Below are 23,387 nucleotides of genomic sequence, written 5' to 3'. Positions count from 1 at the left end.
CTCAATCAGGCCAGGTGGAGCGCCGAACGTTGCCGTGCCAGTCCTCGGACGGGATGGTGATTTCAGGTGTGGCCGATGCCGTCGGCCAGATCTGACCCAGCGTGAAGCCCAAAACTCCGGTCAGGGCGATAACGATCAGAAGATCGGGGCGGAAAACAACGCCGCGCGGGGCGGATACGGTATGGGACATGTGAGCCTCCTTGGCTTGCTGTGTTTGATAGCTGCAAGATGGGGGCATTCTTTTAATTATTAAAACGAATATTTATCAACAATCACATCACAAATATTGAACCATTAAGGTATTCGCCTCGCTGGCCGGAAAGAGCTCACTTTCCTCACCTTCCCGTGACGCGTCTTACAATGGGGTTGAGGCACCAGCCCGAAGTACACACTATTGGCTCCATCCCGACACGTAAGGAATAGCCATGCCCACCGAACGCATTACTTTTGCCGGTCACGACGGCAACCAGTTGGCTGCACGCCTGGATCTGCCGGATGGGCCAGTACTGGCGACGGCATTGTTTGCGCATTGTTTTACCTGCTCCAAGGACATCCCCGCCGCCCGCCGCATTGCCGCCCGTCTGGCTGCGATGGGCATCGCCGTTTTACGCTTTGATTTCACCGGGCTTGGTCATTCGGACGGAGAGTTCGCCAACACCACCTTTACCTCGAATGTCGAGGACCTGATCGCCGCTGCGCGTTTTCTGGTCGGGCGCAATATGGCCCCGGCCCTGCTGATCGGTCACTCGCTTGGGGGCGCAGCCGTTCTGCGCGCCCGGTCCGGTATTCCCAGCGTCAAGGCTGTGGTCACGATTGGCGCGCCCGCCGACCCCGGCCATGTCGCCCACCATTTCGAGGGCGCCCTGCCCCAGATCGAACAGGACGGATCGGCCGAAGTCATGCTGGGGGGCCGTCCCTTCCGCATTGGCAAGGCTTTTGTCGATGACATATCGGAATCCGCTTTGACCCACGCGATTGCCGAACTGACAGCGGCCCTGCTGATCCTGCACGCGCCGCGTGATGAAACCGTCAGCATCGACAATGCCAGCACCATCTTTCTGGCCGCAAAACACCCCAAGAGCTTTGTTACGCTGGATGATGCCGATCACCTGATCACCCGCGCCTCGGACGCGGAATACGCAGCCGACGTGATTGCGGCATGGGTGACGCGATATATCCCTCTTAGCCCGCCCGCACCGCCCCCCGGCGCGCCCGAGGGCGTTGTGCGCGTGACCGAGGTTGATCCCTCGGGCTTCCTGCAGGACATCCAGTCCGGCCCCCGGCATCACGCGGTGGCGGATGAGCCCGCCTCGTATGGCGGCACCGACAGAGGCATGTCGCCTTACGGGTTCGTTTCCTCGGGTCTGGGCGCGTGTACGTCGATGACGATCCGCATGTACGCGCGACGCAAGCGGTGGCCACTGACCGGCATCACCGTCGATGTCTGCCACAACAAGGTGCACGGGCAGGATGCCGGGCTGGCCGGAGATGGTAAGATCGACCAGTTCCGCCGCAAGATTCGTCTGGAAGGCCCGCTGGATCCGGAACAGCGCGCCCGGCTGTTGGAAATCGCCGACAAATGCCCCGTTCACAGAACGCTGGAAGGGTCAGCCCAGATCACGACGGAATTGCTGGCCTGACCCGGACACGCTATCGGCGCGGGCGCCCGGCTGGGCGGTGAATCGGCGGTCTGGCCACGGGCGGACGCGCCACAGGTGGGCTGGGCCGCGCCGGAGGTTTGGCGATCGGCGGTGTTGGCCGTACCGGAGGCCTTCCGTTCGGCGGGTTCGGACGCACCGGTCTGTCGACATCAATATCCACATCGACATCGTGGTAATAGTCGTTCCACAGCATCGAGTCATAAAACGGGTCATAGCCATACCCAACCCCAACCGTGACTCCATCACAGGCCGACAGTGAAAAACTCGCAGCCCCAAGGCCCAGCGCAAGAATCAGACGTTTGATCGGATTGGTGGTCATCGGCGCCTCTCCTTACTGCAGGGCCCGGAACGACGCGAAAACGTCGTTCAGAACGTCGACATAGGCCCGGTCGGCCCCGTCGCGCAGGATCGCGACAATCACGGCCACGCGGTCTCTTGGCAGGTCGATCACGGTAGCGGTGAAGTTGATACCCCGCCCGTCGCGGGTGCCGGTGCCCCGGATCACACGCGCCGGCAACCCGCCGATCCGGGTGTCGGTAGTGCTGGCAACCGTCGGCTCCTTGACCAGAAACTTGTCGATATCCTCCAGATACCGCAGGCCACCCTCAATCGACGCGACCCCCGCCGGTGAGACAAACCCCATCCAGACATTGTCATCGGTCACGGGCCGAAGCCCCATGACGCGCGCAACAGCACGTGAATCGCCCAATTCGGTGTCCTCAATCTCGCGCGGGCCGCCGGTGCGCACGACCCAGAAGTCGGGTACGGCAAAGCTGAACAACGCGCGCCCTGCATCGGTATAGGTAACCGGAGTGTCCGCCGAAGCCGGAGCCACCGCCCCAAGCCACAGGGCGGCGCAGGCAGCCAGGGTCGAGCCAGATAAAATACGCATATCTCAATAACCTGATGATTTCTGTGGCATCAGATTGCCCGCTACGGGCGGGATTTGTCCAGCCTCTCAAAAACGGCCTGAAGCTCACGGTGCCCTGGCGAAAGAGGCGGATGTTCACGCGCCACTGACCCGATCAAAACGCCTGAATAACATCTCCGGTCAGATAACGGACCTTTTTGGCGGCCAAAACGTGGGGTCAGAGGGTTAGAATCAGGGCAAACCGTCTCATCTGCACACTCGCATCTTGTTCCTTTGACGGCTCGGGTTTAAACCCCGCGGCATCGCCTCCTGCCAAATCACGATAAGGTGCAGCTGCCAATGATCCCACGTTATTCCCGCCCCGACATGGTCGCCATCTGGTCACCCGAGTCCAAGTTCCGCATCTGGTACGAGATCGAGGCCCATGCCTGCGACGCCATGGCCGATCTGGGCGTGATCCCGCGCGAAAATGCCGAGGCCGTGTGGAAAGCCAAGGACGTGGAATTCGACGTGGCCCGCATTGACGAGATCGAGGCCGTCACCAAACACGACGTCATCGCCTTCCTGACCCACCTGGCCGAACATGTCGGCAGCGAAGAAGCGCGTTTCGTCCATCAGGGCATGACCAGCTCGGACGTGCTGGACACCTGTTTCAACGTGCAGCTCACCCGTGCCGCCGACCTTCTGATCGCCGATCTCGAAGGCCTGCTGGCTGCCCTCAAGCGTCGCGCGATTGAACACAAGGACACCGTCCGCATTGGCCGCAGCCATGGCATCCACGCCGAGCCAACCACCATGGGCCTGACCTTCGCCCGTTTCTATGCCGAGATGGACCGCAACCTGTCCCGCATGCGCGACGCTCGCGCGGAAGTCGCCACCGGCGCGATCAGTGGAGCGGTTGGGACCTTCGCCAACATTGACCCGCAGGTCGAGGAACATGTCTGCGACAAGCTGGGTCTGGTGCCCGAGCCGATCAGCACGCAGGTCATTCCCCGCGACCGCCACGCCGCGTTCTTTGCCACGCTGGGCGTCATCGCCAGCAGCATCGAAAACGTCGCCGTCGAAATCCGCCACATGCAGCGGACCGAAGTGTTGGAAGGGGCCGAGTTCTTCTCGATGGGTCAAAAAGGCTCCTCGGCCATGCCGCACAAGAAAAATCCGGTTCTAACCGAGAACCTGACCGGACTGGCACGCATAGTCCGCGCAGCGGTGATCCCGGCGATGGAAAACGTGGCGTTGTGGCACGAGCGTGACATATCGCATTCCTCGGTCGAACGGATGATCGGGCCGGATGCCACGATCACGCTGGATTTTGCGCTGACCCGTTTGACCGGCGTGATCGACAAGATGCTGATCTTCCCCGAAAACATGCTCGAGAACATGAACAAGTTCCCCGGTCTGGTGATGAGCCAACGGGTTCTGCTGGCGCTGACCCAAGCCGGTGTCAGCCGCGAAGATGCCTATGCCATGGTTCAGCGCAACGCGCTGAAGGTTTGGGAACACCGCACCGATTTCAAAGAGGAACTGCTGGCAGATGCCGACGTCACCGCCGCGCTGAGCCCCGAAGAGATCGAAGAAAAATTCGACCTCGGCTATCACACCAAGCATGTCGACACGATCTTCGCCCGCGTCTTTGGCGAATAAGTCCTGACCGATCAAACGGTTCAAAAGGGCCCGGGTTGCGCAACGCGATCCGGGCCCTGTTTTTTTGCCAAACCGGGCAATATCGGCTATGGTGCGCGCGTATTTCCGAACGGGAGAAACAGCATGATCCGCACTCTTCTCTGCGCGTTGGCCCTTGCGTGTTCCGCATCCGTGGCTGTGGCCTGCAGCGGGCACTCCAAACAAACCCAGTCCTGCGCACCGGGTACATATTGGGACGCTGAAAGCCAAACCTGCGCGAAAAGCGCCAATAGTTGAAAAACTTCTTTCCTACCTGTGAATAAAAGCGAGCAGCCGATTGTTAGCTTTTTATCAGATCGCGCTATGCTTGATCAGAGCAGCCCAAAGAACGGAGTAGGAAAATGCGCCTCGTATTAATTTCAGCTATTGCCCTTCAGGCCTTTGCCTTCGCTCCGGCCCTATATGCGGCCGGCGGTGGCGGTGCCACCACCCCACCGAAACCCACCAACACGACAAGGAAATGCTTGTTCGGACGTGTCTACGACAAAGATGCGGGCCGCTGTGTCAAACCGAACAAAACCAACTTTACTCAGGATGAGCTGTACGACGCCGTTCGCGAGCTGGCCTATGATGGACAGTTCGAGAACGCGCAGAACATCCTGCGCATCATGGATCAGAACGATGATCGCGTGCTGACCTATTGGGGCTTCACCTACCGCAAAATGGGTGAGCTTGAGCTGGCGAACCTTTTCTACACCAACGCCATCGAGGCCAATCCCGACAACATCCTGGCCCGCAGCTATATGGGTCAGGGCTTTGTGACCGAAGGTAAAACCGATTTGGCGATCGAACAGTGGCGCGAAATCAAGGCGCGTGGCGGAGAAGGCACCTGGGCCGAGGCGTCCTTGCGCGAAGCAATCCGCACCGGGCTGACCTATAACTACTGAGCTTCAGTCTTTCTTTACCCGACTCTCCTTAATCTGCCTGTGGAACAGTACTTTGGCACCGCAGGCAGATGCAGGACACAAACACATTGGTACAGGTGGCACCGGGGGCGGCTCCGGTAGCCGATCAGAAGGACGACGCCCCCCGCGTCGTTCCCCGCGTCCTCAGCAATCGACAGAAGGCCGCAGTCGTTGTGCGGCTTTTGCTGAATGAAGGCGCTGACATTCCACTCGAAGAGCTTCCCGATGATCTGCAGGAAAAACTGACTCATCAACTGGGGCAGATGGGCCTTGTCGATCGCATTACGCTGGACGCCGTGGCACAGGAATTTGCCGAGGCGCTGGACAGCGTCGGCCTGTCCTTCCCACATGGATTGGCGGGCGCTCTGGACGCGGTGGATGGCAAGATTGGTTCGGCCACAGCGGCGCGGCTGCGCAAGGTCGCCGGGGTCCGCCAGATCGGTGACCCCTGGCAGCGTCTGCGTGAAATCCCGACCGAGGATCTCGCCACGATGGCTCAGGCGGAAAGCACCGAGATTGCCGCAGTGATGCTGTCCAAGCTGGAAACCGCGAAGGCTGCGCAACTGCTGGGCCACCTGCCCGGCCCAGTTGCGCGGCGGATCACCTATGCAATCTCGAAAACCGCCAATGTCACCCCCGAGGCGGTCGAGCGGATCGGCTGGTCGCTGGCGGCGCAATTGGATCAGCGCCCGTCTCAGGCCTTTGCCGATGGCCCCGGAGCGCGGGTTGGTGCAATCCTGAACCAATCTGCAGCATCCACCCGCGACGGGCTGCTGACCGCGCTGGACGAAGAGGATTCGGATTTCGCCGGCGTCGTGCGCCGCTCGATCTTTACCTTCGCGCATATCCCGACGCGCATTTTGCCTCGCGACGTTCCCGCTATTCTGCGCGGTGTGGACCAGGCTGATCTGGTCACGGCGTTGGCGGGCGCTGCAACCGAAGACGACAAAACTGCCGCCGAATTCATGTTGTCAAATATGTCCACGCGGATGGCAGACAACCTGAGGGAAGAGGTCGGAGAGCGGGGAAAGGTCAAACAATCTGACGCCGAAGAGGCGATGACTCAGATCGTGGGCGCCATCCGTATCCTTGTGGATGAAGGGGCGATAACGCTGATCGAAGAAGAAAGTGAAGACTAGCCATATGGCCCAATCCATTGGAACGCTTGTGGTCGGGGAATGTGCCTTGTATGTCTGGCCGGCAAATCGCAACAGCCGGTGAGACCAGATTATGCCCGTCGAAAAGTCGGAACTAAGCCGCGGGGCGCTTCGAAAATACTATATCACCGGCCTGTTGATGAAGGGCGTGATCGGCGCGATGCGACTGCTGCCGTATGAGAGGCGCATTGCAGCTATGGGGGCTATCGTGCGGGGCCTAGCCCCTCTGGTCGGGTTTACCGAGCGGGTGCGCCGGAACCTGAAACTGACCTGCCCCGATCTGCCGGATACCGAGGTGAAGCGTATCTGTCGGGCTGTCCCCGACAATGCGGGCCGCGCGATCATGGAGCATTTCTCTCCCGAAGGATTCACCGATCGCCAAAGCTCGGCCCAGATTTCCGGCCCCGGCATTGCAGCCTTTGACAGCGCCGTGGCCGAAGGGCGCCCGGTGATGATGATCACTGCGCATTTCGGCCACTATCTGGCCGCACGGATTGCTCTTCAGGCCCGCAGTGGACAGCCAATCGGTTGCCTGTATCGCCGCATGGCAAACCCGTATTTCAACGACGCCTACGTGGAAGCGTTCTACAAAACCGGCGCACCCATGTTCGAACAGGGTCGCCGCGGTATGGTAGAAATGGTGCGCTCGCTCAAGAAGGGTGGCATCATTGCTATCGTCTCGGACCTTCACGCCCATGGCGGAGAAGAGCTGACTTTCTTCGGCAAACCGGCGGTCACGTCGGTTCTGAACGCCGAACTGGCAATTAAATACAAGGCCGAGCTGATCCCCTGCTATGCCATTCGCCAGCCAAACGGCATTGATTTTGAGATCGTGCTGCACGATCCGGTACCCCATACCGATCCCAATACCATGACCCAGTTCACCAATGATGATCTTGAGGCCGTGGTCCGGCAGCATATGGGTCAATGGTTCTGGATTCACCGGCGCTGGAAGGCCTGGAACGGGCTGGGTGTGCAGCCCGAGGACATGCCCTGATCACTTGATCCTGTCGGCGGCAACGATCGGGCCGTGCCCGGCCCTCTGTACCAGAACAACCGCCGGCAGGTCTGAGGTCAGCCTGGTAGAAAACCGTTGCGGCGCGACCCCGTCCCACTGTCCGGCCAACTGCCAGGATTCGACAACATTCGCATAATCCAATTCATGCCCCGCCAGCTCTCCCCTCCGGATCGAGGCGTGGCGCATCGGTGAGTACTGCACTACGCGCACATCAAAGGTCTGCCCCTCTGGCAATTCGATCGGGGTCACATCGACAGTCACGTCATTACCCGACCGGGTTGCCACAACTTCAGCCTCGGGCGCGGCTGTCAGATGCGCGTTGATCAGGCGCTCCAACTCGCGCGATTGCGCGCCAACAACGTCATGCTGACCGTTTATCACCATCTGAGGTGTGTAGATCATCGACCGCCCGCCCTGACGTGCATAGGCGCGCTGCCGTAGGGTATGGTCCGGATTGGCGTATTCGTCTTCCCATCCGATGTAGTCCCAATAATCCACATGCAGGGCCAGACCGATCACATCATCGCGCTTGGCCAGATTATGCATCAGCCGGTCGGCCGGCGGACAGGACGAACAGCCCTGCGACGTAAACAACTCGACCACCACAGGATCGTTTTCAGCCGCTGCCGGCGCGGCAAGAGCAAGAGAAAGCGCAGTGGCAATGACGGCGGTTCTGAGCATGTTTGACCTCGGGCTGATAACTTTTCTGTCTGTGACCGATAGGATACCTGAATGGTTTAAACCCTTTGGACCTCACCCTCCAATCAAGGTTTCTTGAAACCGGCATGCGCCCGAGACATTGCGAAACGACTGAACCAGATCGCCTTTGCGTCTCTTGGTCCTTGAACCCCGACGAAACGTGATAAAGATTGCTGTTAGCAAACCCCGTTTTCCAAGCCATTTGAGAGGGAGCCAACACATGCCCATTAAAGTCGGACAGGATACCGCCAAGACACGCCGCAGCCTGAACGTGAATGGCAAATCCATTTCCTACTATTCGATTCCCGCCGCGCAAGAGGCCGGTCTGGGCGATTTTTCGAAACTCCCTGCCGCATTGAAAGTGGTGTTGGAAAACATGCTGCGGTTCGAGGATGACGGCTTTTCCGTCTCGGTCGATGACATCAAGGCGTTTGGGGAATGGGCTGCCAATGGCGGCAAGAACCCGCGCGAGATCGCCTACCGTCCAGCCCGTGTGCTGATGCAGGACTTTACCGGCGTGCCCGCCGTGGTGGATCTGGCCGCAATGCGGGACGGGATCAAGGGGCTGGGCGGTGACGCGCAAAAGATCAACCCGCTGAACCCGGTGGATCTGGTCATCGACCACTCGGTCATGATCGACGAATTCGGCAACCCGCGCGCGTTCCAGATGAACGTAGACCGCGAATATGAACGCAACATGGAGCGCTACCAGTTCCTGAAATGGGGTCAGTCGGCCTTTAACAATTTCCGCGTTGTGCCCCCCGGCACCGGCATCTGCCATCAGGTGAACCTGGAATACCTGGCGCAGACCGTCTGGACCGACACCGACCAGAATGGGGATGAGGTTGCCTATCCCGACACGCTGGTCGGCACCGACAGCCACACCACCATGGTCAACGGCATGGCCGTTCTGGGCTGGGGCGTCGGCGGGATCGAGGCCGAGGCGGCAATGCTGGGTCAGCCGATCTCGATGCTGATCCCCGAGGTCGTGGGTTTTGAACTCACCGGCGCAATGGTCGAAGGCACCACCGGCACGGACCTTGTGCTGAAAGTCGTCGAGATGCTGCGCGAAAAGGGCGTGGTTGGCAAATTTGTCGAATTCTACGGCGAAGGTCTCGACCGCCTGCCGCTGGCTGACCGTGCGACCATCGCCAACATGGCGCCGGAATACGGCGCGACCTGTGGCTTCTTCCCCATCGACGGCGAGACCCTGCGGTATATGCGCAATACCGGACGCGACGAGGACCGTCTAGCACTGGTCGAAGCCTATGCCAAGGAGAACGGTTTCTGGCGCGACGAGAATTACGCGCCGATCTACACCGACACTTTGACGCTGGACATGGGCACAATCGTTCCCGCGATCTCGGGCCCGAAACGCCCACAGGATTATGTGGCGCTGACCGATGCCAAGGCGGCTTTCCTGAATGAGATGGAGAAGACGTTCAAACGCCCAATGGGCAAAGAAGTCTTGGTCAAAGGTGAAAACTACGCGATGGAGTCGGGCAAGGTCGTGATCGCCTCGATCACTTCCTGCACCAATACGTCGAACCCTTACGTGATGATCGGCGCCGGTCTGGTGGCGAAAAAGGCGCATGAGCTGGGGTTGGACCGCCAGCCATGGGTCAAGACCTCGCTGGCCCCCGGATCGCAGGTTGTGTCGGAATATCTTGAGGCCGCTGGTCTGCAGCAGCATCTGGATGCCATCGGCTTCAACCTTGTGGGCTATGGCTGCACCACCTGCATCGGTAACTCGGGCCCGCTTCAGAAGGAAATCAGCGAAGCGATTGCCGAGGGCGATCTGGTTGCGACCTCGGTCCTGTCGGGCAACCGCAACTTTGAGGGCCGGATTTCGCCCGACGTGCGCGCCAATTACCTGGCCTCACCGCCGCTGGTGGTCGTTTATGCGCTGGCGGGCACCATGGATATCGACCTGACATCGGAACCGATCGGGCAGGACAAGGATGGCAACGATGTCTTCATGAAGGATATCTGGCCGACCCAAAGCGAAATCGCCGATCTGGTCCAGCAGACCGTTACCCGCGACGCCTTCCAGTCGAAATATGCCGACGTGTTCAAAGGCGACGAGAAATGGCAAGCGGTCGAGACCACCGACGCCGAGACCTATGACTGGCCGCCGAACTCGACCTATATCCAGAACCCGCCCTATTTTCAGGGCATGGGGCCGCAGCCGGGTACGATCACGAATATCGAAGGCGCCAAGGTTCTGGCCATTCTGGGCGACATGGTCACCACCGACCACATCTCGCCCGCCGGGTCCTTCGCGACCACCACGCCTGCGGGCAAGTACCTGATGGACCGTCAGGTTCAGCCGCGTGAGTTCAACTCGTACGGCTCGCGCCGGGGCAATCACGAGGTCATGATGCGCGGCACCTTCGCCAATATCCGCATCAGGAACGAGATGCTGGATGGTGTCGAAGGCGGCTATACCAAGGGGCCGGATGGCGAGCAGACCTCGATATACGATGCGTCGATGGCCTATCAGGCGCAGGGCACTCCGCTGGTGGTGTTTGGTGGCGAGCAATACGGTGCAGGCTCGTCCCGTGACTGGGCGGCCAAGGGCACCGCGCTGCTGGGTGTCAAGGCCGTGATCGCCGAGAGCTTTGAGCGTATCCACCGTTCGAACCTTGTTGGCATGGGCGTGATCCCGTTCGAATTCACCGGCAACGACAACCGCAAGACGCTGGGGCTGAACGGCGATGAGACCGTCTCGATCCACGGGCTGGACTCGATTGAGCCACTGCAAGAGGTGCCCTGTACGATCACCTATGCCGACGGTGCCGAGAGAACCATCCTCCTCAAGTGCCGCATCGATACCGCGCCCGAGATCGAATACATCGAAAATGGCGGCGTGTTGCAATATGTGCTGCGGAATCTGGCCAAGACCAACTGATAAAATAAGCACCCACCAGTCGAGTCGAAGCAAACCCTGTCAATAGCGGGGTTTGCTACTTTACGATGCTCATCCTATGGGCGATACATGCCAAATAAAACAATTATATAGGGTATGTGAAATGACACTTTCCACAGAGCAGCAGATGTTGGTTGAGCAACGCCTGACCAACGAAAAGAAATCGACTGCGGTCGCTTATTTGCTGTGGTTCTTTCTTGGCGGATTTGGCGCGCACCGGTTTTACCTCGGGCGCACGGGCACTGCGATTACGATGTTGATCCTTTTCATTGTCGGCTGGGCGACAGCCGCGTTTTTGGTTGGAATTGCATTGCTGATTCCGTTGGCAATCTGGATGATTGTCGATGCGTTCCTGATCCCGGGAATGATCGCTCAAGACGCCAGCAGCAAACGCACAGCCATTGCCAACGAAGTATCCGTGATGTCGGGCGGCAACTAATCCATCAGGGCGGCGGGGTCAGTTCCCTGCCGCTTTTTCCAGTGCGGGCCGGATGGTGCTTTCGATCACACGTTCGGTGATCGGCCCGGCAAACCGCAGGATGATCGTGCCCTCGCCATCGATCACATAGGTTTCGGGCACACCATACAGACCCCAGTCCAGCGCCATGCGTCCTTGTTCATCCCGTCCGATGGCTTTGTACGGATCACCCAGATCAGTCAGGAACGCTTCGGCGTTGTCCAGCTTGTCTTTATAGTTGATGCCGTAAACCGGGATGCCCTCCTCGGACAGCGTCTCGAGGTTCGGATGTTCGGCACGGCAGGGCGCGCACCAGCTGGCCCAGTAGTTGACCAGCTTGACTTCGCCGTCGCGCAGGGTCGCATCGTCAAACATCGTCTTGCCCGGAAACTCGGTCAGAACAACCGGCGGTGCGGGCTGGCCCTGACGGGCCGACGGCAGCGTGTCGTCCGAGCCATCCTGCAATTGCACCAAGGCCGCGACGGCGAACGCGCCAAAGATCAGCGGCGGCGCAAGCATCAGGGGCGAGATCTTAGCCATTACGCGTCATCCTTTGTTCGACCTTTTCCATCTCGGCCCGGACCTTGCGCCCGCGCGCGATACTGAACACAACCAGCACCACCAGCAGCGCAATCGAGGCCGCATAGGACCACAGCACCGTATCGGCATATTTTCCAAGATCAGGGATCATCCGTTTACCCTTTCCCGTGCCTGCAGCGCCTTGATCCGCCGCGCCCGGATTTCCGTGCCGGTGCGATACAGAACCAACGCGATGAACAGCAGCACAAACCCGATGATGCACAGCAGCAGCGGATAGAAGTAGATGTTGCTGACTTTCTCTTCGGTATCCGCCCCGGTTACGGCCGCCGCACGCATCACCGATGCGCCCTGATGCAGGCCCTGGTTCCAGAAGTTCACCGCATAGCGGCTGAGCAGCGCAAAGACCGAGCCCACAAGGCATAGGACCGAGGTCAGATCAGCCGCCGTATCCGGGTCTTCGATCGCTTCCCAAAGGGCGACGTAGCCCAGGTAGAACAAAAACAGGATCAGGAACGAGGTCAGGCGCGGGTCCCAGGCCCACCAGGTACCCCACATCGGCTGCCCCCAGATCGCCCCGGTCGCCAGCGCGATCAGCGTCATCACGATGCCAATCGGTGCCGCTGCACGGGCGGCCAGTGCGCTGACATGGTGACGCCGCACCAGCCAGACCAGCGAGGTCGCCAGCATCATCAGCCAGCAATTGATCGCCATCAGCGCCGCGGGCACATGGAGGTAGATGATCTTGACAGTAGACCCCTGCTTGTAATCGTCCGGCGTGAAGAAGAACCCCCAGACCAGTCCGACGACGATACACGCAAGCGAGGTCACCCAGAAAAACGGCATCACCCGTTCGCTGGTGGCAAGGAACTTGCGCGGGTTGGCGTATTCCCAGAGGGCGTTGGCTTTGGCTGCGATAGACATGGGCCTTATCTAGTCCGAGTCGGGTGCGTTCTCAATTGACATTGGTCAAAGTTTGAACGCGTCACCGAAGGTTGATGCGCAGAACGGCTGCGCTGGCAAAGGGCAGCAGCGCAATCGTGGCCGCCGTGATCCCCGCCAGCATCAGCAGCGGCGTTTGTGTTTCCATCCCCGTAGCGCCACGACGCGCAACTTCGGCGCCGAAGATCAGGGTCGGCACGTAAAGCGGTAGGACCAGCAGCGACAGCAGCAAGCCGCCGCGCTTCAAACCCACCGTCAGGGCCGCTCCGAAAGTGCCGATGACGCTCATGGCCGGGGTGCCGATCAGCAGCGAAATCACCAGCCAGAAGAACCCCGGCACCGGCAGGTTCAGCAACACCCCCAGAAACGGCGCGGCCAGCACCAGCGGCAGACCGGTGGTCAGCCAATGCGCCAGCGCCTTGATCGAGACCACCGATTCCAGCGGCAGCGGCGCAGTGGCCAGCAGGTCCAGCGAGCCGTCTTCCCAATCCAGCGCCAGCAGGCGATCCAGCGACAGCAAACAGGCCAGCAGTGCGCCAAGCCAAAGAACACCCGGAGCGATGGTCGACAGCAGCGACGATTGCGGACCCACGGAAAACGGTACCAGAACGGTCACGATCAGAAAGAATGCCAGACCAAGGCCAAAGCCCCCTCCGGCGCGGAAGGCCAGTTTCAGGTCACGCAGCAACAGGGCGATCACAGGAAGCCTCCGTCGAAATCGTCGATGGGTTTGGGTTTTGCCTTGTTGGGGCCGACGTCCAGAACCTCACCATCCAGACCAAGGTCGATATGGGTGGCGATCAGGGCCGAGCCGCCCTGCCCCAGATGCGCCCGCACGGCGTCAGCGAACATCTGCACCGCGTTTTTGTCCAAGGACACGGTGGGTTCATCCAGCATCCAGATCGGCCGCCCGGTGACCAGCATCCGCGCCAGGCCCAGCCGCCGTTTCTGCCCCGCGGACAGGTTGCCCGCGTGGCGATCCGACAGCTCATTGAGCGCAAAGGCGTCCAGTGCGGACTGAATGCCATTCGTCCCGAAAACAGACGCCCAAAAGGTCAGGTTCTCGACCACCGTCAGCGTCGGCTTCAACCCGTCGGAATGCGAGGCATAGGCGATCTGGTCCTCGGCCCCTTCGATCTGTCCGGTCAGAGGTGGCTGCAATCCCGCCAAAGTACGCAACAGCGTCGTCTTGCCGATGCCGTTCGGCCCGCGCAGGATCAGCGCCTTGCCCGGATGCAGCGCAAAACTCAGCCCCTCAAGGACGGGAACGCCACCACGGGCGATGGCCAGATCGGTCACAGTCAGTGTCATGAGTTCCGCTTATCTGATTGCTGACAGAGGCAAAAGGCAAGATTTGCCGCAGGCCCTGCGACCGGGTCAGACCGGCAATAACGCCAGCGCAACGCGACGGCCTTCGGACAACAGCACATTGTAAGTGCGGCACGCCGCAGGGGAGTTCATGATCTCTACCCCCAACCCCGCATCCTCTAGCGCGGTACGCAGATCGGATGGGATATGCGTCAGCGCCTCTCCAGTGCCGATGAACAGAACGTCCACCGCCTCGGACAGCGCCAACAGCGATGCGTAATCGGCGTAGCCGCCCCAGTCTGCGGTGCCGGCGGGACCTGTCAAAACAGCCCCGTGGTAAACCTGCCCGCCAATCCGAAAGAAGCCAGGGCCGTAGCCATCGATCGGAACTGCGTTGTTATAGGTGATCTCATTCAGGCGCATGGGCACCTTCTAGCCCCAAAGCGGCAGCCCCGACAAGGCCGCAACCGCAATCGCCAAATAGGCAGCGGCGCGGTAAAGCCGTTCGAATTCGGGCCGAAACAGCCAGCCCCCCAGCCAGTTGCCCAGCAGGTTCGGTACCGACAGCATCAGCCCCAAGGCCACAGCGGGCCAAGTGACCCGTCCCATGCCGGTCAGGTACCCAAGGATGAGGAAATCGAACACGAACAGGAACAGCAGGATCGTCGCGCGGATCACCTCAACCGGTAAGGGCCGCGACATGTAGAACAGGATCACCGCCGGACCGGGCAAGCCTGCCACGCCGCCCAGAAATCCGGCAGCGCCACCGATACCAGTAACCATCGCCCGCCCTACCCGCCCATGATACCGCAGCCCGAGAATCAATACGGCCAGCATGAAGAGCGCCAGAAAGCTGACCGCATAGCGGAACACTTCGGGTTCAACCCGAGTCAGCACCCACAACCCCACCGGCAACAACAGCGCGCATCCGGCCGCCAGTCGCACCAGATCACCCCGGTCCACAACACGCCAGGCATGACGCAGGTTCGGCAGCGGCCCGAAAATGTCCATGATGGTCAGGCCGATCAGGGCTCCGAACGGGCCAAGGAAGGGCGTGGAGATTGGAAGGAAGATCAGTGCGGTTCCGAACCCGGAAAACCCGCGCACAATGCCGCCAAGAAAAGCCGCAAAAAGGATAACGGCCAGCCCCGTTGGGGACTGGCCGAATATCTCAGGCGTCGATGTTGGCAAACTGATTGCCCGACGTGTTCGACGGTTTGGACCAATCGCGTTTGACCCCCAGCCACAGCAGGATGGTCGAGGCCACGAAGACCGACGAATAAGTCCCCACGATCACGCCCCAGATCATCGCGAAGACAAAGCCGCGGATTACGTCGCCACCCAGCACATAAAGCGAGATCAGCGCCAGCAGCGTGGTAACCGAGGTCATCACCGTCCGGCTGAGCGTTTCGTTGATCGAGATGTTCAGGACCTCTTTCAGGTCTTTCTTCTTGTACTTCCGCAGGTTCTCACGCACCCGGTCGAACACGACCACGGTGTCGTTCAGCGAGTAACCCACGATGGTCAGAAGCGCCGCGATGATGGCCAGATCGAACCGGATCTGCAGCTCCGAGAAGATGCCGATGGTCAGGATCACGTCATGCACTAGCGCCGCCACGGCCCCCAGCGCGAACTGCCATTCGAAGCGCAGCCAGATGTAGACCAGCACCGCCCCGATGGCGAGCATCACCGCAATCACGGCGGTCTGGATCAACTCGCCCGAGACCTTGGGACCGACGGATTCGACCGAGACGAACTCGATATCCGGTACGGCAACCTTCAGTGCTTCTTCCACCGAGGTGACCGTAGCTGCCGAGACCGCCTCGGCATCGGCCTGCGCCTGAATTCGGATCATGGCGACATTTTCGTCCGCCCCGAAGGTGGGATCGAAAATCTCGGTGATCGTGACATCGCCCAGCTCCAGCGGCGCGATGGCGTCGCGATAGGCGCCGATGTCGATCTCTTGCGTGGACTGGGTCCGGATCGTGGTTCCGCCGCGGAAGTCGATACCAAAGTTCAGCCCCTGCAGCATGAAGGACGTAAACGCCACAACCATCATCAGGGCCGAGATGCCCAGCCACACCTTCCAGCGGCTGAAGAAATCGAACGAGGTGTTCTGGGGTACGAGTTTCAGTCTCATGTCAAACCTCGATCATTTTCGGACGACGGCGTTCGAACCACATCACCACCATCAGACGGGTCACGAAGATCGCGGTGAAGGCCGAGGTCAGAATACCAAGACCCAGCGTAATCGCGAAACCGCGTACCGGGCCGCTGCCCATGGCAAACAGGATCACGGCGGTGATGAAGGTGGTCACGTTGGCGTCAACAATGGCCGACAGCGCCTTTTCATAGCCCAATTCGATGGCGCGCGCCGGGCCTTTTGCGGATTTCAGTTCCTCGCGGATGCGTTCAAAAATCAGCACGTTGGCGTCCACCGCCATACCCACCGTCAGAACGATGCCTGCAATACCCGGCAGGGTCAGCGTCGCCCCGATCAGCGACAGCAAGCCAAAGATCAGGCCGACGTTGATGATCAGCGCGATATTGGCGAACACGCCGAACAGACCGTAGCTGAGAGCCATGAAGCTGAGAACCGCGACAAAGGCCACGATGGTCGCGGTCTTGCCCGCATCGATACTGTCCTGCCCCAACTCGGGGCCGATGGTGCGTTCTTCAAGGAACTCCAGCCCGGCAGGCAGCGCACCGGCGCGCAGAAGGACGGCAAGATTGGTGCTTTCCTCGACGGTGAAATTGCCTGTGATGATACCGGACCCACCGGCAATATGCGCCTGTATCACGGGTGCCGAGATCACCTCGTCGTCTAGCACGATGGCGAAGGGTGCGCCGATGTTGTCGCGGGTGTAGTCCCCGAATTTGCGCGCTCCGGACGTGTTGAAGCGGAAACTGACCGCCGGGCGGCCGTTCTGGTCAAACGCAGGTTGTGCATCAACCAGTTCCTCGCCGGTCACGACCGGGGCGGATTCGATGGTGTAAAACCGTCCCCCTTCTTCAACCGAAGGAACCACTTTTTGCCCTGGCCCCACAGGATCACCCAAACTGTTCGCAGGCCCAACAACAGGGTTGAAGGTCAGTTGCGCCGTGGTGCCGATGATGTCTTTCAACTCACCCGCACTGCCGATGCCCGGAACCTGGATCAGGATACGATCCGCGCCCTGGCGCTGAATGGTGGGCTCGCGGGTGCCGACCTCGTCAATCCGGCGGCGGATGATTTCCAGCGCCTGACGCACGGTGCGGTCGTCCGAGGCCAGCTTCTCGGCCTCTGACAGTTGCACGACGATGGTGTCGCCCTCGGCACGGGCCTCGATATCGGTGGCACCGACACCGGTCAGCGTCTGCACCTGACGGGCCAGACCGCGCACAACCTCCAGCGCGCGGGACATGCCCTCGGGCTGACTGATGCGAACGCGAATCCCATCAGGGGCCGATTCCTGTTTGCGGATCGTGCCCACCGTTGCGCGCTCATCCCGCAGGGCGTCACGCACCTCGGGCCACATCGCCTCCATCCGGGATTCGTAGACATCTTCGACCTTCACTTCGGCCAGCAGATGCGCCCCGCCGCGCAGGTCGAGGCCAAGATTGACCAGCGACGACGGCAGCCAGTTCGGCCACTGCGCCGCCTGCGCCTGCATTTCGGGGGTGTCGATGCCAAGCTCGATCGCGGCCTTGGCATCGTTGGATTGCTCGACACGCGTGTAGAACGCATTCGGCAGGGCCATCAGCAGGCCGGTCACGCAGACCAGCCAGATCAGAACCCGCTTCCAGGTATCAATTTGCAGCATTACCCTGCCTTTTCAAGGAATTGTCGCGCGAAGTTACTTCGCCGGTTCGGTTTTATTCAGAACCTGGGCGATGGTCGACTTGACCACGCGGACCTTGACGTTCTCGGCCAGCTCGACTTCGATCTCGTTCTCGCCTTCCTTGACCTTCGACACCTTGCCGATCAGACCACCCTGGGTGACCACCTGATCGCCCCGGCGCACGGCCTCGACCATGGCCTGATGTTCCTTCATCTTCTTCTGCTGCGGACGGATAAGCAGGAAATACATGATCGCAAAGATCAGGATCAGCGGGAGAAACTGGGCGATTGCGCCACCTTCCATGGGATATTCCTTTTGGTTTGGAGATGCGAAAGGGCTTCGCAAATTTGGCGAGAACCTATGCCTTGAACCCGCCGTTTGCAAGCAAAGGCGGCACCGGAAAGTTTCGGTTCGGCACAGCCGGCGCAAAGGATGTTCTCAAGCGTTGCAGATATGTCCTAGGAACGCCGGTCGACATGGATATAGTCAAGGGTAAGGAGGCCGAATGACAAGAAACTTCAAACCCTTCCAGTTGTTGCTGCATCTGTTGCTTGCGACTGTTGTCATTGTCCTTTTGTCCACACCCATCGCGGCACAGGACGCACCGGCTGAACCACTGGAACCCGAGAAAAGCGACACCGAGGTTTTCAAGGCCCCGGTCATCGTCGATGGCGACACCCTGTTCTTTTTGCGGGGCTCCAGCGCCCTTCCGGCCTCGGAACGGGCAGAGCGCGTGCAAAGCAGCATCATCGAGGTTGCCGAGGCATCCGAGTCTCCGGACGTCGAAATCATCTTTGAACAAACCGACCTGGGAACGCGTATCCGGGCCGACGGCAGCATCGTTTCGATCGTTACAGTGGCCGACGCCGAATTGGACCAGATGGAACTGGACGTGCTCACCTTGCTGCACGGCGATGCCATCAAAGAGGCCATCATTGCCTACCGCGCCAATCGAACCGAACAGGCGCGCGTGTCCGGCGCCATCGAAGCTGCGGCCTGGACGGTTGGATTTGTCGTCTTCATCGTGGTGATCCTGTGGCTGCACCGCCGGATCAGGCGGCGCACACTGAAATTCGTCAAACGCCACCTCAAGGACGTGGAAACCGCCACCGCCAAAAGCGTTCAGGCCGAGGCGATTGCCGCACTGGTCCGGTACGGCCTGAATTTCATCCTGCTGGTGATCTTCTTTCTGGGCTTTTACTACTATCTGTCCTTCGTCCTGCTGGCCTTTGCCGAAACCCGCTATTTCGCGCAGCTTCTGCTGACCTACCTGACCGAACCGGTCCTGGTGATTTTCAAGGGGATCATCAGCTATATCCCCAATTTGATTATGCTGGCCCTGATCACATGGGTGGCGATGTATATCATCAAAGGGATGCGGGTGTTCTTTGACGCGGTCGAAGCGGGCTCGTTCGATCTGGGGGATTTTGAGAAACACTGGATCAACCCCACCTTCAATATCGCCCGCGTCGTCGTCATCCTGATCGCACTGGTCTTTGCGGTGCCCTACATTCCTGGATCGGATTCGGCCGCGTTTCAGGGGCTGACCATTCTGGTGGGCGCGATGCTGTCGCTGGGCGCGAACTCGGTCGTGTCGAACATGCTGGCAGGACTGTTCGTGATCTATCGCCGCTCAACCTCGATCGGGGATCGTATTCAGATTGGAGATCATATTGGCGATGTGGTGCAGATCAAGCTGATGGAGACGCATCTGAAGTCGATCAAGAACGAGCTGATCTCGATCCCCAACGCGCAACTGATGAACTCGGATGTGGTGAATTTTTCGAAGAAGACGGATGGCAGCGGGCTGCTGCTGCACACCACCGTTGGCATCGGTTATGAGGAACCGCCCGAGAAGGTCGAAGCGATGCTGATCGAGGCCGCCCACCGCACCAAGGGGATCAAGGCCAAGCCGGAACCCTTCGTTCTGTGGACAGCGCTGGCCGACTACGCGATCAACTATCAGATCAACGGCTACACCACGCGCGGCAGCAGCATCCCGAAAATCCGCTCGGACCTGCACCGCAACATCGTGGCCGTGTTCAATGAGAACAATGTGCAGATCATGACACCCTCTTACATGGCCGATCCGCCCGAGCCGAAAATCCCGGCAGAGGAATGGGATGGCCATCTGGCGCATGAATCGCACGAGGGCGCGGATAAGTCGTAACCGGTGCTACACCCTGCCTTTCAGATGGTGCATAAGCGGTTTCAGTGATTCACGCATTTAAGGATCTGAACCATGCACGACATCCGCGCCATTCGCGAAAACCCAGCCGCCTTCGACGCCGCTCTTGCGCGCCGTGGGGACGCGCCGGTGTCGTCAGATTTGCTGAGGCTGGACGAAAGCCGCCGCGCCAAGATTCTGGCCGCAGAAACCGCGCAGGCCGAACAGAACAAGGCCAGCAAAGAGGTCGGCGCTGCCAAGGCGCGCGGCGATGAGGCCGAGTTCGAACGCCTGCGCGCGCTGGTGGCCCAGAAAAAGGCCGAGATCGCCCGGATGCAGACCGAGGCCAAGGATCTGGACGCGCTATTGACCGATCAGTTGGCGCGCATCGCCAATACTCCTGCGGATGACGTGCCCAACGGCGCCGATGAGGATGACAACGTCGAGGTGAACCGGTGGGGTACGCCAAAGGACCTGGGATTTACCCCTAAGGAACACTATGAAATCCCTGCCGTTGCGGCGGCTATGGATTTTGAAACCGCCGCCAAAACCAGCGGCAGCCGGTTTGTGAACCTGTCGAAAGGCGTGGCGCGCATTCACCGTGCGTTGGCCCAGTTCATGCTGGACACGCATATCGACAAGAACGGTCTGACCGAGACGCAGACCCCGGTTCTGGTCCGGGATGAGGCGATGTATGGCACCGACAAGCTGCCGAAATTCGGCGAGGACAGCTATCAGACCACCAATGGCTGGTGGCTGATCCCGACATCCGAAGTCACGCTGACCTATTCGGTGGCGGGCGATATTCTGGAAGAAGCCGCCCTGCCCATCCGCATGACCGCGCATACCGTCTGTTTCCGGTCCGAGGCCGGCAGCGCAGGCAAGGACACTGCCGGCATGCTTCGCCAGCACCAGTTCGAAAAGGTCGAGATGGTGTCGGTCACCCATCCTGACGCTTCGGACGAGGAACAAAAACGCATGCTGCGCTGTGCCGAGGATCTGCTGGAACAGCTGGGCATTCCCTATCGCACCGTGGTTCTGTGCACCGGCGACATGGGCTTTGGCGCGCGCCGCACGTTTGACATCGAAGCATGGCTGCCCGGTCAGGACACCTATCGCGAGATCAGCTCGGTCTCGACCACCGGTGATTTTCAGGCCCGCCGGATGAACGCGCGGTTCCGTCCCGAGGGCGGCGGCAAGCCGGAATACGTGCACACGCTGAACGGCTCGGGCCTTGCGGTCGGGCGCTGCCTGATTGCCGTGCTGGAAAACGGCCAGAACGCCGACGGCACAGTGACTCTGCCCGAGGTTCTGGCCCCCTATCTGGGCGGCAAGTTGACCCTGCAACTGGACGGTTCGCTGGCCTAAAAAACCGTCGCCGAAACGGCACCGGTTCGACAATCCAAAAGGCGGAGAGGGCTTACTTCTTCGCCTTTTTCTTATCCTTCTTCTTGTCTTTGCTTTTGCTCTTATCTTTCTTTTTGTCGTCTTTTTTCTTCTGATCTTTTTTCTTGTCGCCCTTCTTGGACTTTTTGCCCTTTTTCGACTTGGCCTTCACCTTGTCCTTGGCCTTCGAGAACACGGCTTCCATCTCTTGCAGCTTTTTTGCGGCCTTTTCGGCCTTAGCCTTTGCTTTGGCCTTTTTGCGGGCTTTTGCTTCGGCGGCCTTGGCTGCGGCTTTTTCCTCGGCCGCCTTGCGCGCGGCTTCCTCGGCGCGCTTTTCGGCCGCTGCGGCGGCGACGGTTTTGCGGGCCGCGGGCTTGCGCGTGGCAGGTTTGCGGGCCGGGGCGCGTCGGGTTGCGGGCTTTGCCGCAGCCGGTTTTCTGGCCGCAGGCTTCGCCGCCGGTTTGGCCGCAGCAGGATTGGCCACAATCGCCTGTTTCGCTGCGGCAATCAGTACCGGTGCGCGGGCGGCACCAATTCCGGACACTTTGACCAGATCTTCGGGTTTTGCTTTTGCGATGGCTTCGGCGGTTTTGAAGCCCTTGGCGACCAGCGCTTGTCCCAGCGCCTCACCTACACCCTTAACGTCGGTCACTGCTGTCATCACGTTTCCTTCCCTTCTCCCTGTGCGAACCATATGTACACTGCATGTACACAACAGCAGGCCTATGGACGGTCAATGCCGTCTCAAGGTATCAACTGCTGTGTGCCAGCGTACCGGTCGTGTCCTTTTTCGGAAATGGCACGAGGCGTTTGGCGTCCTCGTCCCAGAGTTTGAGGTTCAGCGCCGCCACCGCCTCGGGGAATTTGATCCGGCGCGGCGTGTATTCGGACGGCAGGTTATAGTGACACGCCCGCAACCGGTAAGACGGAATGCGCGCGTTGAAGTGATGGATGTCGTGCAAGGTAATGCACGCGACCGCATTGTCGAACCACCAGCCAAAGTCCAACGCGGACGAGCCCCGCAACGCCGCCAGTTGCGGGTCAAGGTCCGGGCGGCGGTCCCAATAGGTGTCCTCGAAATTGTGCTGCAGGTAGACAAGGAAAACACCCAGCATCCCGCCCAGCAGAGAGAACACCACCCAGACCAGAATGCCCGTCGTGCCCGCAATCAGATAGAGCAGGCCCAGAAACACCAAGATGGACAGGTTGTGCAGCACGACGCCCGTGACCCCGAACCGCATCGTGTTTTTGGGCCAGCGGTAGCGGATGAAATAAGTAAACAGCGCGCCAGCCGGAACCAGGATGAACGGGTTGCGGTAAAGCCGATAGAACATGCGGGTTTTCCAATCCGCCGCATTCCATTCGCGCAGGGTCATGGTGTGGATCTCACCGGTCTCACGGTGTTCCAGATTGCCGATGCCCGCATGGTGCAGGTTGTGGTTCTGCTTCATCACCTCGAACGGCGCGAAGGTGAAAGGCGAAAGCCCATGTCCGGCCCATTCATTCTGTTCACGCGTTTCAAACAGGGAATGGTGGCCGCAATCATGCTGCAACACGTAAAGGCGCACGGCGGAAAAGGCGAAGACGATCCCGGCGGGGATCATGATGTACCAACGGTCGACATATGCGATGGCCAGTGCCAGCGACGTGAAATAGACCGCGAATGTTCCAAAATAGCTCAGCGCAGCCAGCCGATTGTCCTGCACCGCATATTGTCGTGTATATTCCCGCAAATTCATTCAGCCTGTCCCCACGATTGGCCAAGTTAATTTCACAACGAAACTATTTGTATCTTTCTGTTATTCAAGCGGCGCACACAGTAACACATGCGCGCAGGCGAATGTTA

General features: G+C 59.9%; 26 protein-coding genes. 10 read left to right on the top strand and 16 right to left on the bottom strand.

What is annotated here, in order from left to right:
• Nucleotide 1: 1 nt before the first annotated feature.
• Nucleotides 2-190, bottom strand: coding sequence for a hypothetical protein (locus ACOQFT_RS12635; RefSeq protein ID WP_421598264.1), 189 nt, complete (start codon nt 188-190; stop codon nt 2-4).
• Nucleotides 191-425: 235 nt separating this feature from the next.
• Here ACOQFT_RS12635 and ACOQFT_RS12630 point away from each other — a divergent pair, with 235 nt between their 5' ends.
• Nucleotides 426-1,640: an alpha/beta fold hydrolase gene (locus ACOQFT_RS12630; protein ID WP_421598263.1), complete on the top strand. Its 1,215-nt coding sequence runs from the start codon at nt 426-428 to the stop codon at nt 1,638-1,640.
• A gap of 10 nt (nt 1,641-1,650) precedes the next feature.
• Here the strand turns inward: ACOQFT_RS12630 and ACOQFT_RS12625 are convergent, their stop codons facing one another.
• Nucleotides 1,651-1,980 carry a hypothetical protein gene (locus ACOQFT_RS12625; protein ID WP_421598262.1) on the bottom strand — a complete coding sequence of 110 codons (330 nt, stop codon included), beginning with the start codon at nt 1,978-1,980 and terminating at the stop codon, nt 1,651-1,653.
• 12 nt (nt 1,981-1,992) lie between these two features.
• On the bottom strand, nt 1,993-2,553 hold the full coding sequence (locus ACOQFT_RS12620) for a hypothetical protein (RefSeq protein ID WP_421598261.1): 561 nt from the start codon (nt 2,551-2,553) through the stop codon (nt 1,993-1,995).
• 318 nt (nt 2,554-2,871) lie between these two features.
• Here ACOQFT_RS12620 and purB point away from each other — a divergent pair, with 318 nt between their 5' ends.
• From purB to ACOQFT_RS12595, 5 genes are all read left to right on the top strand, one after another.
• Nucleotides 2,872-4,176, top strand: a complete 1,305-nt coding sequence (gene purB / locus ACOQFT_RS12615) for an adenylosuccinate lyase (protein WP_421598260.1) — start codon at nt 2,872-2,874, stop codon at nt 4,174-4,176.
• 123 nt (nt 4,177-4,299) lie between these two features.
• Nucleotides 4,300-4,452 carry a chitin-binding domain-containing protein gene (locus ACOQFT_RS12610; protein WP_421598259.1) on the top strand — a complete coding sequence of 51 codons (153 nt, stop codon included), beginning with the start codon at nt 4,300-4,302 and terminating at the stop codon, nt 4,450-4,452.
• Nucleotides 4,453-4,556: 104 nt separating this feature from the next.
• Nucleotides 4,557-5,102, top strand: a complete 546-nt coding sequence (locus ACOQFT_RS12605) for a tetratricopeptide repeat protein (RefSeq protein ID WP_421598258.1) — start codon at nt 4,557-4,559, stop codon at nt 5,100-5,102.
• A gap of 68 nt (nt 5,103-5,170) precedes the next feature.
• Complete coding sequence (locus ACOQFT_RS12600) at nt 5,171-6,259, top strand: flagellar motor switch protein FliG (RefSeq protein WP_421598257.1); 1,089 nt, start codon at nt 5,171-5,173, stop codon at nt 6,257-6,259.
• 91 nt (nt 6,260-6,350) lie between these two features.
• Entirely contained in the window at nt 6,351-7,274 is a 924-nt protein-coding gene (locus tag ACOQFT_RS12595) for a lysophospholipid acyltransferase family protein (protein ID WP_421598256.1), read from the top strand.
• Here the strand turns inward: ACOQFT_RS12595 and ACOQFT_RS12590 are convergent, their stop codons facing one another.
• Nucleotides 7,275-7,976: a DUF1223 domain-containing protein gene (locus tag ACOQFT_RS12590; protein ID WP_421598255.1), complete on the bottom strand. Its 702-nt coding sequence runs from the start codon at nt 7,974-7,976 to the stop codon at nt 7,275-7,277.
• A 238-nt stretch (nt 7,977-8,214) separates the two neighbouring features.
• Between ACOQFT_RS12590 and acnA the strand changes: the two genes are divergently transcribed.
• Nucleotides 8,215-10,905, top strand: coding sequence for an aconitate hydratase AcnA (gene acnA / locus ACOQFT_RS12585; RefSeq protein WP_421598254.1), 2,691 nt, complete (start codon nt 8,215-8,217; stop codon nt 10,903-10,905).
• 76 nt (nt 10,906-10,981) lie between these two features.
• The gene (locus tag ACOQFT_RS12580) at nt 10,982-11,362 is read left to right on the top strand and encodes a TM2 domain-containing protein (RefSeq protein ID WP_421598253.1); all 381 of its coding nucleotides are present in this window, start codon (nt 10,982-10,984) and stop codon (nt 11,360-11,362) included.
• 18 nt (nt 11,363-11,380) lie between these two features.
• Here the strand turns inward: ACOQFT_RS12580 and ACOQFT_RS12575 are convergent, their stop codons facing one another.
• From ACOQFT_RS12575 to yajC, 10 genes are all read right to left on the bottom strand, one after another.
• A complete protein-coding gene (locus ACOQFT_RS12575; RefSeq protein WP_421598252.1) occupies nt 11,381-11,920 on the bottom strand; it encodes a DsbE family thiol:disulfide interchange protein in 540 nt (179 codons plus the stop codon).
• On the bottom strand, nt 11,913-12,071 hold the full coding sequence (ccmD, locus tag ACOQFT_RS12570) for a heme exporter protein CcmD (RefSeq protein ID WP_170443297.1): 159 nt from the start codon (nt 12,069-12,071) through the stop codon (nt 11,913-11,915). Before ccmD ends, ACOQFT_RS12575 begins: the two co-directional genes overlap by 8 nt.
• The gene (locus ACOQFT_RS12565; protein ID WP_170443295.1) at nt 12,068-12,841 is read right to left on the bottom strand and encodes a heme ABC transporter permease; all 774 of its coding nucleotides are present in this window, start codon (nt 12,839-12,841) and stop codon (nt 12,068-12,070) included. Before ACOQFT_RS12565 ends, ccmD begins: the two co-directional genes overlap by 4 nt.
• Before the next feature lie 61 nt (nt 12,842-12,902).
• Nucleotides 12,903-13,559 carry a heme exporter protein CcmB gene (gene ccmB / locus ACOQFT_RS12560; protein WP_170382693.1) on the bottom strand — a complete coding sequence of 219 codons (657 nt, stop codon included), beginning with the start codon at nt 13,557-13,559 and terminating at the stop codon, nt 12,903-12,905.
• Nucleotides 13,556-14,170, bottom strand: coding sequence for a heme ABC exporter ATP-binding protein CcmA (gene ccmA, locus ACOQFT_RS12555; protein ID WP_421598251.1), 615 nt, complete (start codon nt 14,168-14,170; stop codon nt 13,556-13,558). Before ccmA ends, ccmB begins: the two co-directional genes overlap by 4 nt.
• Before the next feature lie 66 nt (nt 14,171-14,236).
• Nucleotides 14,237-14,590 carry an Mth938-like domain-containing protein gene (locus ACOQFT_RS12550; RefSeq protein WP_421598250.1) on the bottom strand — a complete coding sequence of 118 codons (354 nt, stop codon included), beginning with the start codon at nt 14,588-14,590 and terminating at the stop codon, nt 14,237-14,239.
• A gap of 9 nt (nt 14,591-14,599) precedes the next feature.
• On the bottom strand, nt 14,600-15,358 hold the full coding sequence (locus tag ACOQFT_RS12545; protein WP_421598249.1) for a TSUP family transporter: 759 nt from the start codon (nt 15,356-15,358) through the stop codon (nt 14,600-14,602).
• Nucleotides 15,339-16,307 carry a protein translocase subunit SecF gene (secF, locus tag ACOQFT_RS12540; protein WP_421598248.1) on the bottom strand — a complete coding sequence of 323 codons (969 nt, stop codon included), beginning with the start codon at nt 16,305-16,307 and terminating at the stop codon, nt 15,339-15,341. The genes ACOQFT_RS12545 and secF overlap by 20 nt, the downstream gene beginning before the upstream one ends.
• Nucleotide 16,308: 1 nt before the next feature.
• Entirely contained in the window at nt 16,309-17,970 is a 1,662-nt protein-coding gene (secD, locus tag ACOQFT_RS12535; RefSeq protein ID WP_421598247.1) for a protein translocase subunit SecD, read from the bottom strand.
• Nucleotides 17,971-18,003: 33 nt separating this feature from the next.
• On the bottom strand, nt 18,004-18,291 hold the full coding sequence (gene yajC, locus ACOQFT_RS12530; RefSeq protein WP_170325331.1) for a preprotein translocase subunit YajC: 288 nt from the start codon (nt 18,289-18,291) through the stop codon (nt 18,004-18,006).
• Nucleotides 18,292-18,493: 202 nt separating this feature from the next.
• On the opposite strand from yajC, the gene ACOQFT_RS12525 reads away from it, so the two are divergent.
• Together ACOQFT_RS12525 and serS are read left to right on the top strand one after the other, a co-directional pair.
• Entirely contained in the window at nt 18,494-20,158 is a 1,665-nt protein-coding gene (locus ACOQFT_RS12525) for a mechanosensitive ion channel family protein (RefSeq protein WP_421598246.1), read from the top strand.
• A 72-nt stretch (nt 20,159-20,230) separates the two neighbouring features.
• Entirely contained in the window at nt 20,231-21,523 is a 1,293-nt protein-coding gene (gene serS / locus ACOQFT_RS12520) for a serine--tRNA ligase (protein WP_421598245.1), read from the top strand.
• Nucleotides 21,524-21,575: 52 nt separating this feature from the next.
• Here the strand turns inward: serS and ACOQFT_RS12515 are convergent, their stop codons facing one another.
• Nucleotides 21,576-22,202 (bottom strand): helix-hairpin-helix domain-containing protein, encoded by a 627-nt coding sequence (locus ACOQFT_RS12515; RefSeq protein WP_421598244.1) that lies wholly within the window; start codon nt 22,200-22,202, stop codon nt 21,576-21,578.
• Between the two features lie 91 nt (nt 22,203-22,293).
• Nucleotides 22,294-23,280, bottom strand: a complete 987-nt coding sequence (locus tag ACOQFT_RS12510; protein ID WP_421598243.1) for a fatty acid desaturase — start codon at nt 23,278-23,280, stop codon at nt 22,294-22,296.
• Nucleotides 23,281-23,387: the final 107 nt, after the last annotated feature.

The sequence above is a fragment of the Ruegeria sp. MALMAid1280 genome, from assembly GCF_049195285.1.
Lineage (GTDB): Bacteria > Pseudomonadota > Alphaproteobacteria > Rhodobacterales > Rhodobacteraceae > Ruegeria.
The sequence above is the reverse complement of the archived record's forward strand: the minus strand, read 5'-3'. Positions and strand labels throughout refer to the sequence as shown.

Excerpts from the sequence above, each read along its gene's own strand:
- ACOQFT_RS12610 (WP_421598259.1), top strand. The coding sequence starts at position 4,300 with ATGATCCGCACTCTTCTCTGCGCGTTGGCCCTTGCGTGTTCCGCATCC.
- ACOQFT_RS12620 (WP_421598261.1), bottom strand. The coding sequence starts at position 2,553 with ATGCGTATTTTATCTGGCTCGACCCTGGCTGCCTGCGCCGCCCTGTGG.
- acnA (WP_421598254.1), top strand. The coding sequence starts at position 8,215 with ATGCCCATTAAAGTCGGACAGGATACCGCCAAGACACGCCGCAGCCTG.
- serS (WP_421598245.1), top strand. The coding sequence starts at position 20,231 with ATGCACGACATCCGCGCCATTCGCGAAAACCCAGCCGCCTTCGACGCC.
- ACOQFT_RS12605 (WP_421598258.1), top strand. The coding sequence starts at position 4,557 with ATGCGCCTCGTATTAATTTCAGCTATTGCCCTTCAGGCCTTTGCCTTC.
- ACOQFT_RS12565 (WP_170443295.1), bottom strand. The coding sequence starts at position 12,841 with ATGTCTATCGCAGCCAAAGCCAACGCCCTCTGGGAATACGCCAACCCG.
- ACOQFT_RS12510 (WP_421598243.1), bottom strand. The coding sequence starts at position 23,280 with ATGAATTTGCGGGAATATACACGACAATATGCGGTGCAGGACAATCGG.
- secD (WP_421598247.1), bottom strand. The coding sequence starts at position 17,970 with ATGCTGCAAATTGATACCTGGAAGCGGGTTCTGATCTGGCTGGTCTGC.
- ccmD (WP_170443297.1), bottom strand. The coding sequence starts at position 12,071 with ATGATCCCTGATCTTGGAAAATATGCCGATACGGTGCTGTGGTCCTAT.
- purB (WP_421598260.1), top strand. The coding sequence starts at position 2,872 with ATGATCCCACGTTATTCCCGCCCCGACATGGTCGCCATCTGGTCACCC.
- ACOQFT_RS12590 (WP_421598255.1), bottom strand. The coding sequence starts at position 7,976 with ATGCTCAGAACCGCCGTCATTGCCACTGCGCTTTCTCTTGCTCTTGCC.
- ACOQFT_RS12575 (WP_421598252.1), bottom strand. The coding sequence starts at position 11,920 with ATGGCTAAGATCTCGCCCCTGATGCTTGCGCCGCCGCTGATCTTTGGC.
- ACOQFT_RS12635 (WP_421598264.1), bottom strand. The coding sequence starts at position 190 with ATGTCCCATACCGTATCCGCCCCGCGCGGCGTTGTTTTCCGCCCCGAT.
- ACOQFT_RS12595 (WP_421598256.1), top strand. The coding sequence starts at position 6,351 with ATGCCCGTCGAAAAGTCGGAACTAAGCCGCGGGGCGCTTCGAAAATAC.
- yajC (WP_170325331.1), bottom strand. The coding sequence starts at position 18,291 with ATGGAAGGTGGCGCAATCGCCCAGTTTCTCCCGCTGATCCTGATCTTT.
- ACOQFT_RS12630 (WP_421598263.1), top strand. The coding sequence starts at position 426 with ATGCCCACCGAACGCATTACTTTTGCCGGTCACGACGGCAACCAGTTG.
- ACOQFT_RS12600 (WP_421598257.1), top strand. The coding sequence starts at position 5,171 with ATGCAGGACACAAACACATTGGTACAGGTGGCACCGGGGGCGGCTCCG.
- ccmA (WP_421598251.1), bottom strand. The coding sequence starts at position 14,170 with ATGACACTGACTGTGACCGATCTGGCCATCGCCCGTGGTGGCGTTCCC.
- ACOQFT_RS12580 (WP_421598253.1), top strand. The coding sequence starts at position 10,982 with ATGGGCGATACATGCCAAATAAAACAATTATATAGGGTATGTGAAATG.
- ACOQFT_RS12515 (WP_421598244.1), bottom strand. The coding sequence starts at position 22,202 with ATGACAGCAGTGACCGACGTTAAGGGTGTAGGTGAGGCGCTGGGACAA.
- secF (WP_421598248.1), bottom strand. The coding sequence starts at position 16,307 with ATGAGACTGAAACTCGTACCCCAGAACACCTCGTTCGATTTCTTCAGC.
- ACOQFT_RS12550 (WP_421598250.1), bottom strand. The coding sequence starts at position 14,590 with ATGCGCCTGAATGAGATCACCTATAACAACGCAGTTCCGATCGATGGC.
- ACOQFT_RS12625 (WP_421598262.1), bottom strand. The coding sequence starts at position 1,980 with ATGACCACCAATCCGATCAAACGTCTGATTCTTGCGCTGGGCCTTGGG.
- ACOQFT_RS12525 (WP_421598246.1), top strand. The coding sequence starts at position 18,494 with ATGACAAGAAACTTCAAACCCTTCCAGTTGTTGCTGCATCTGTTGCTT.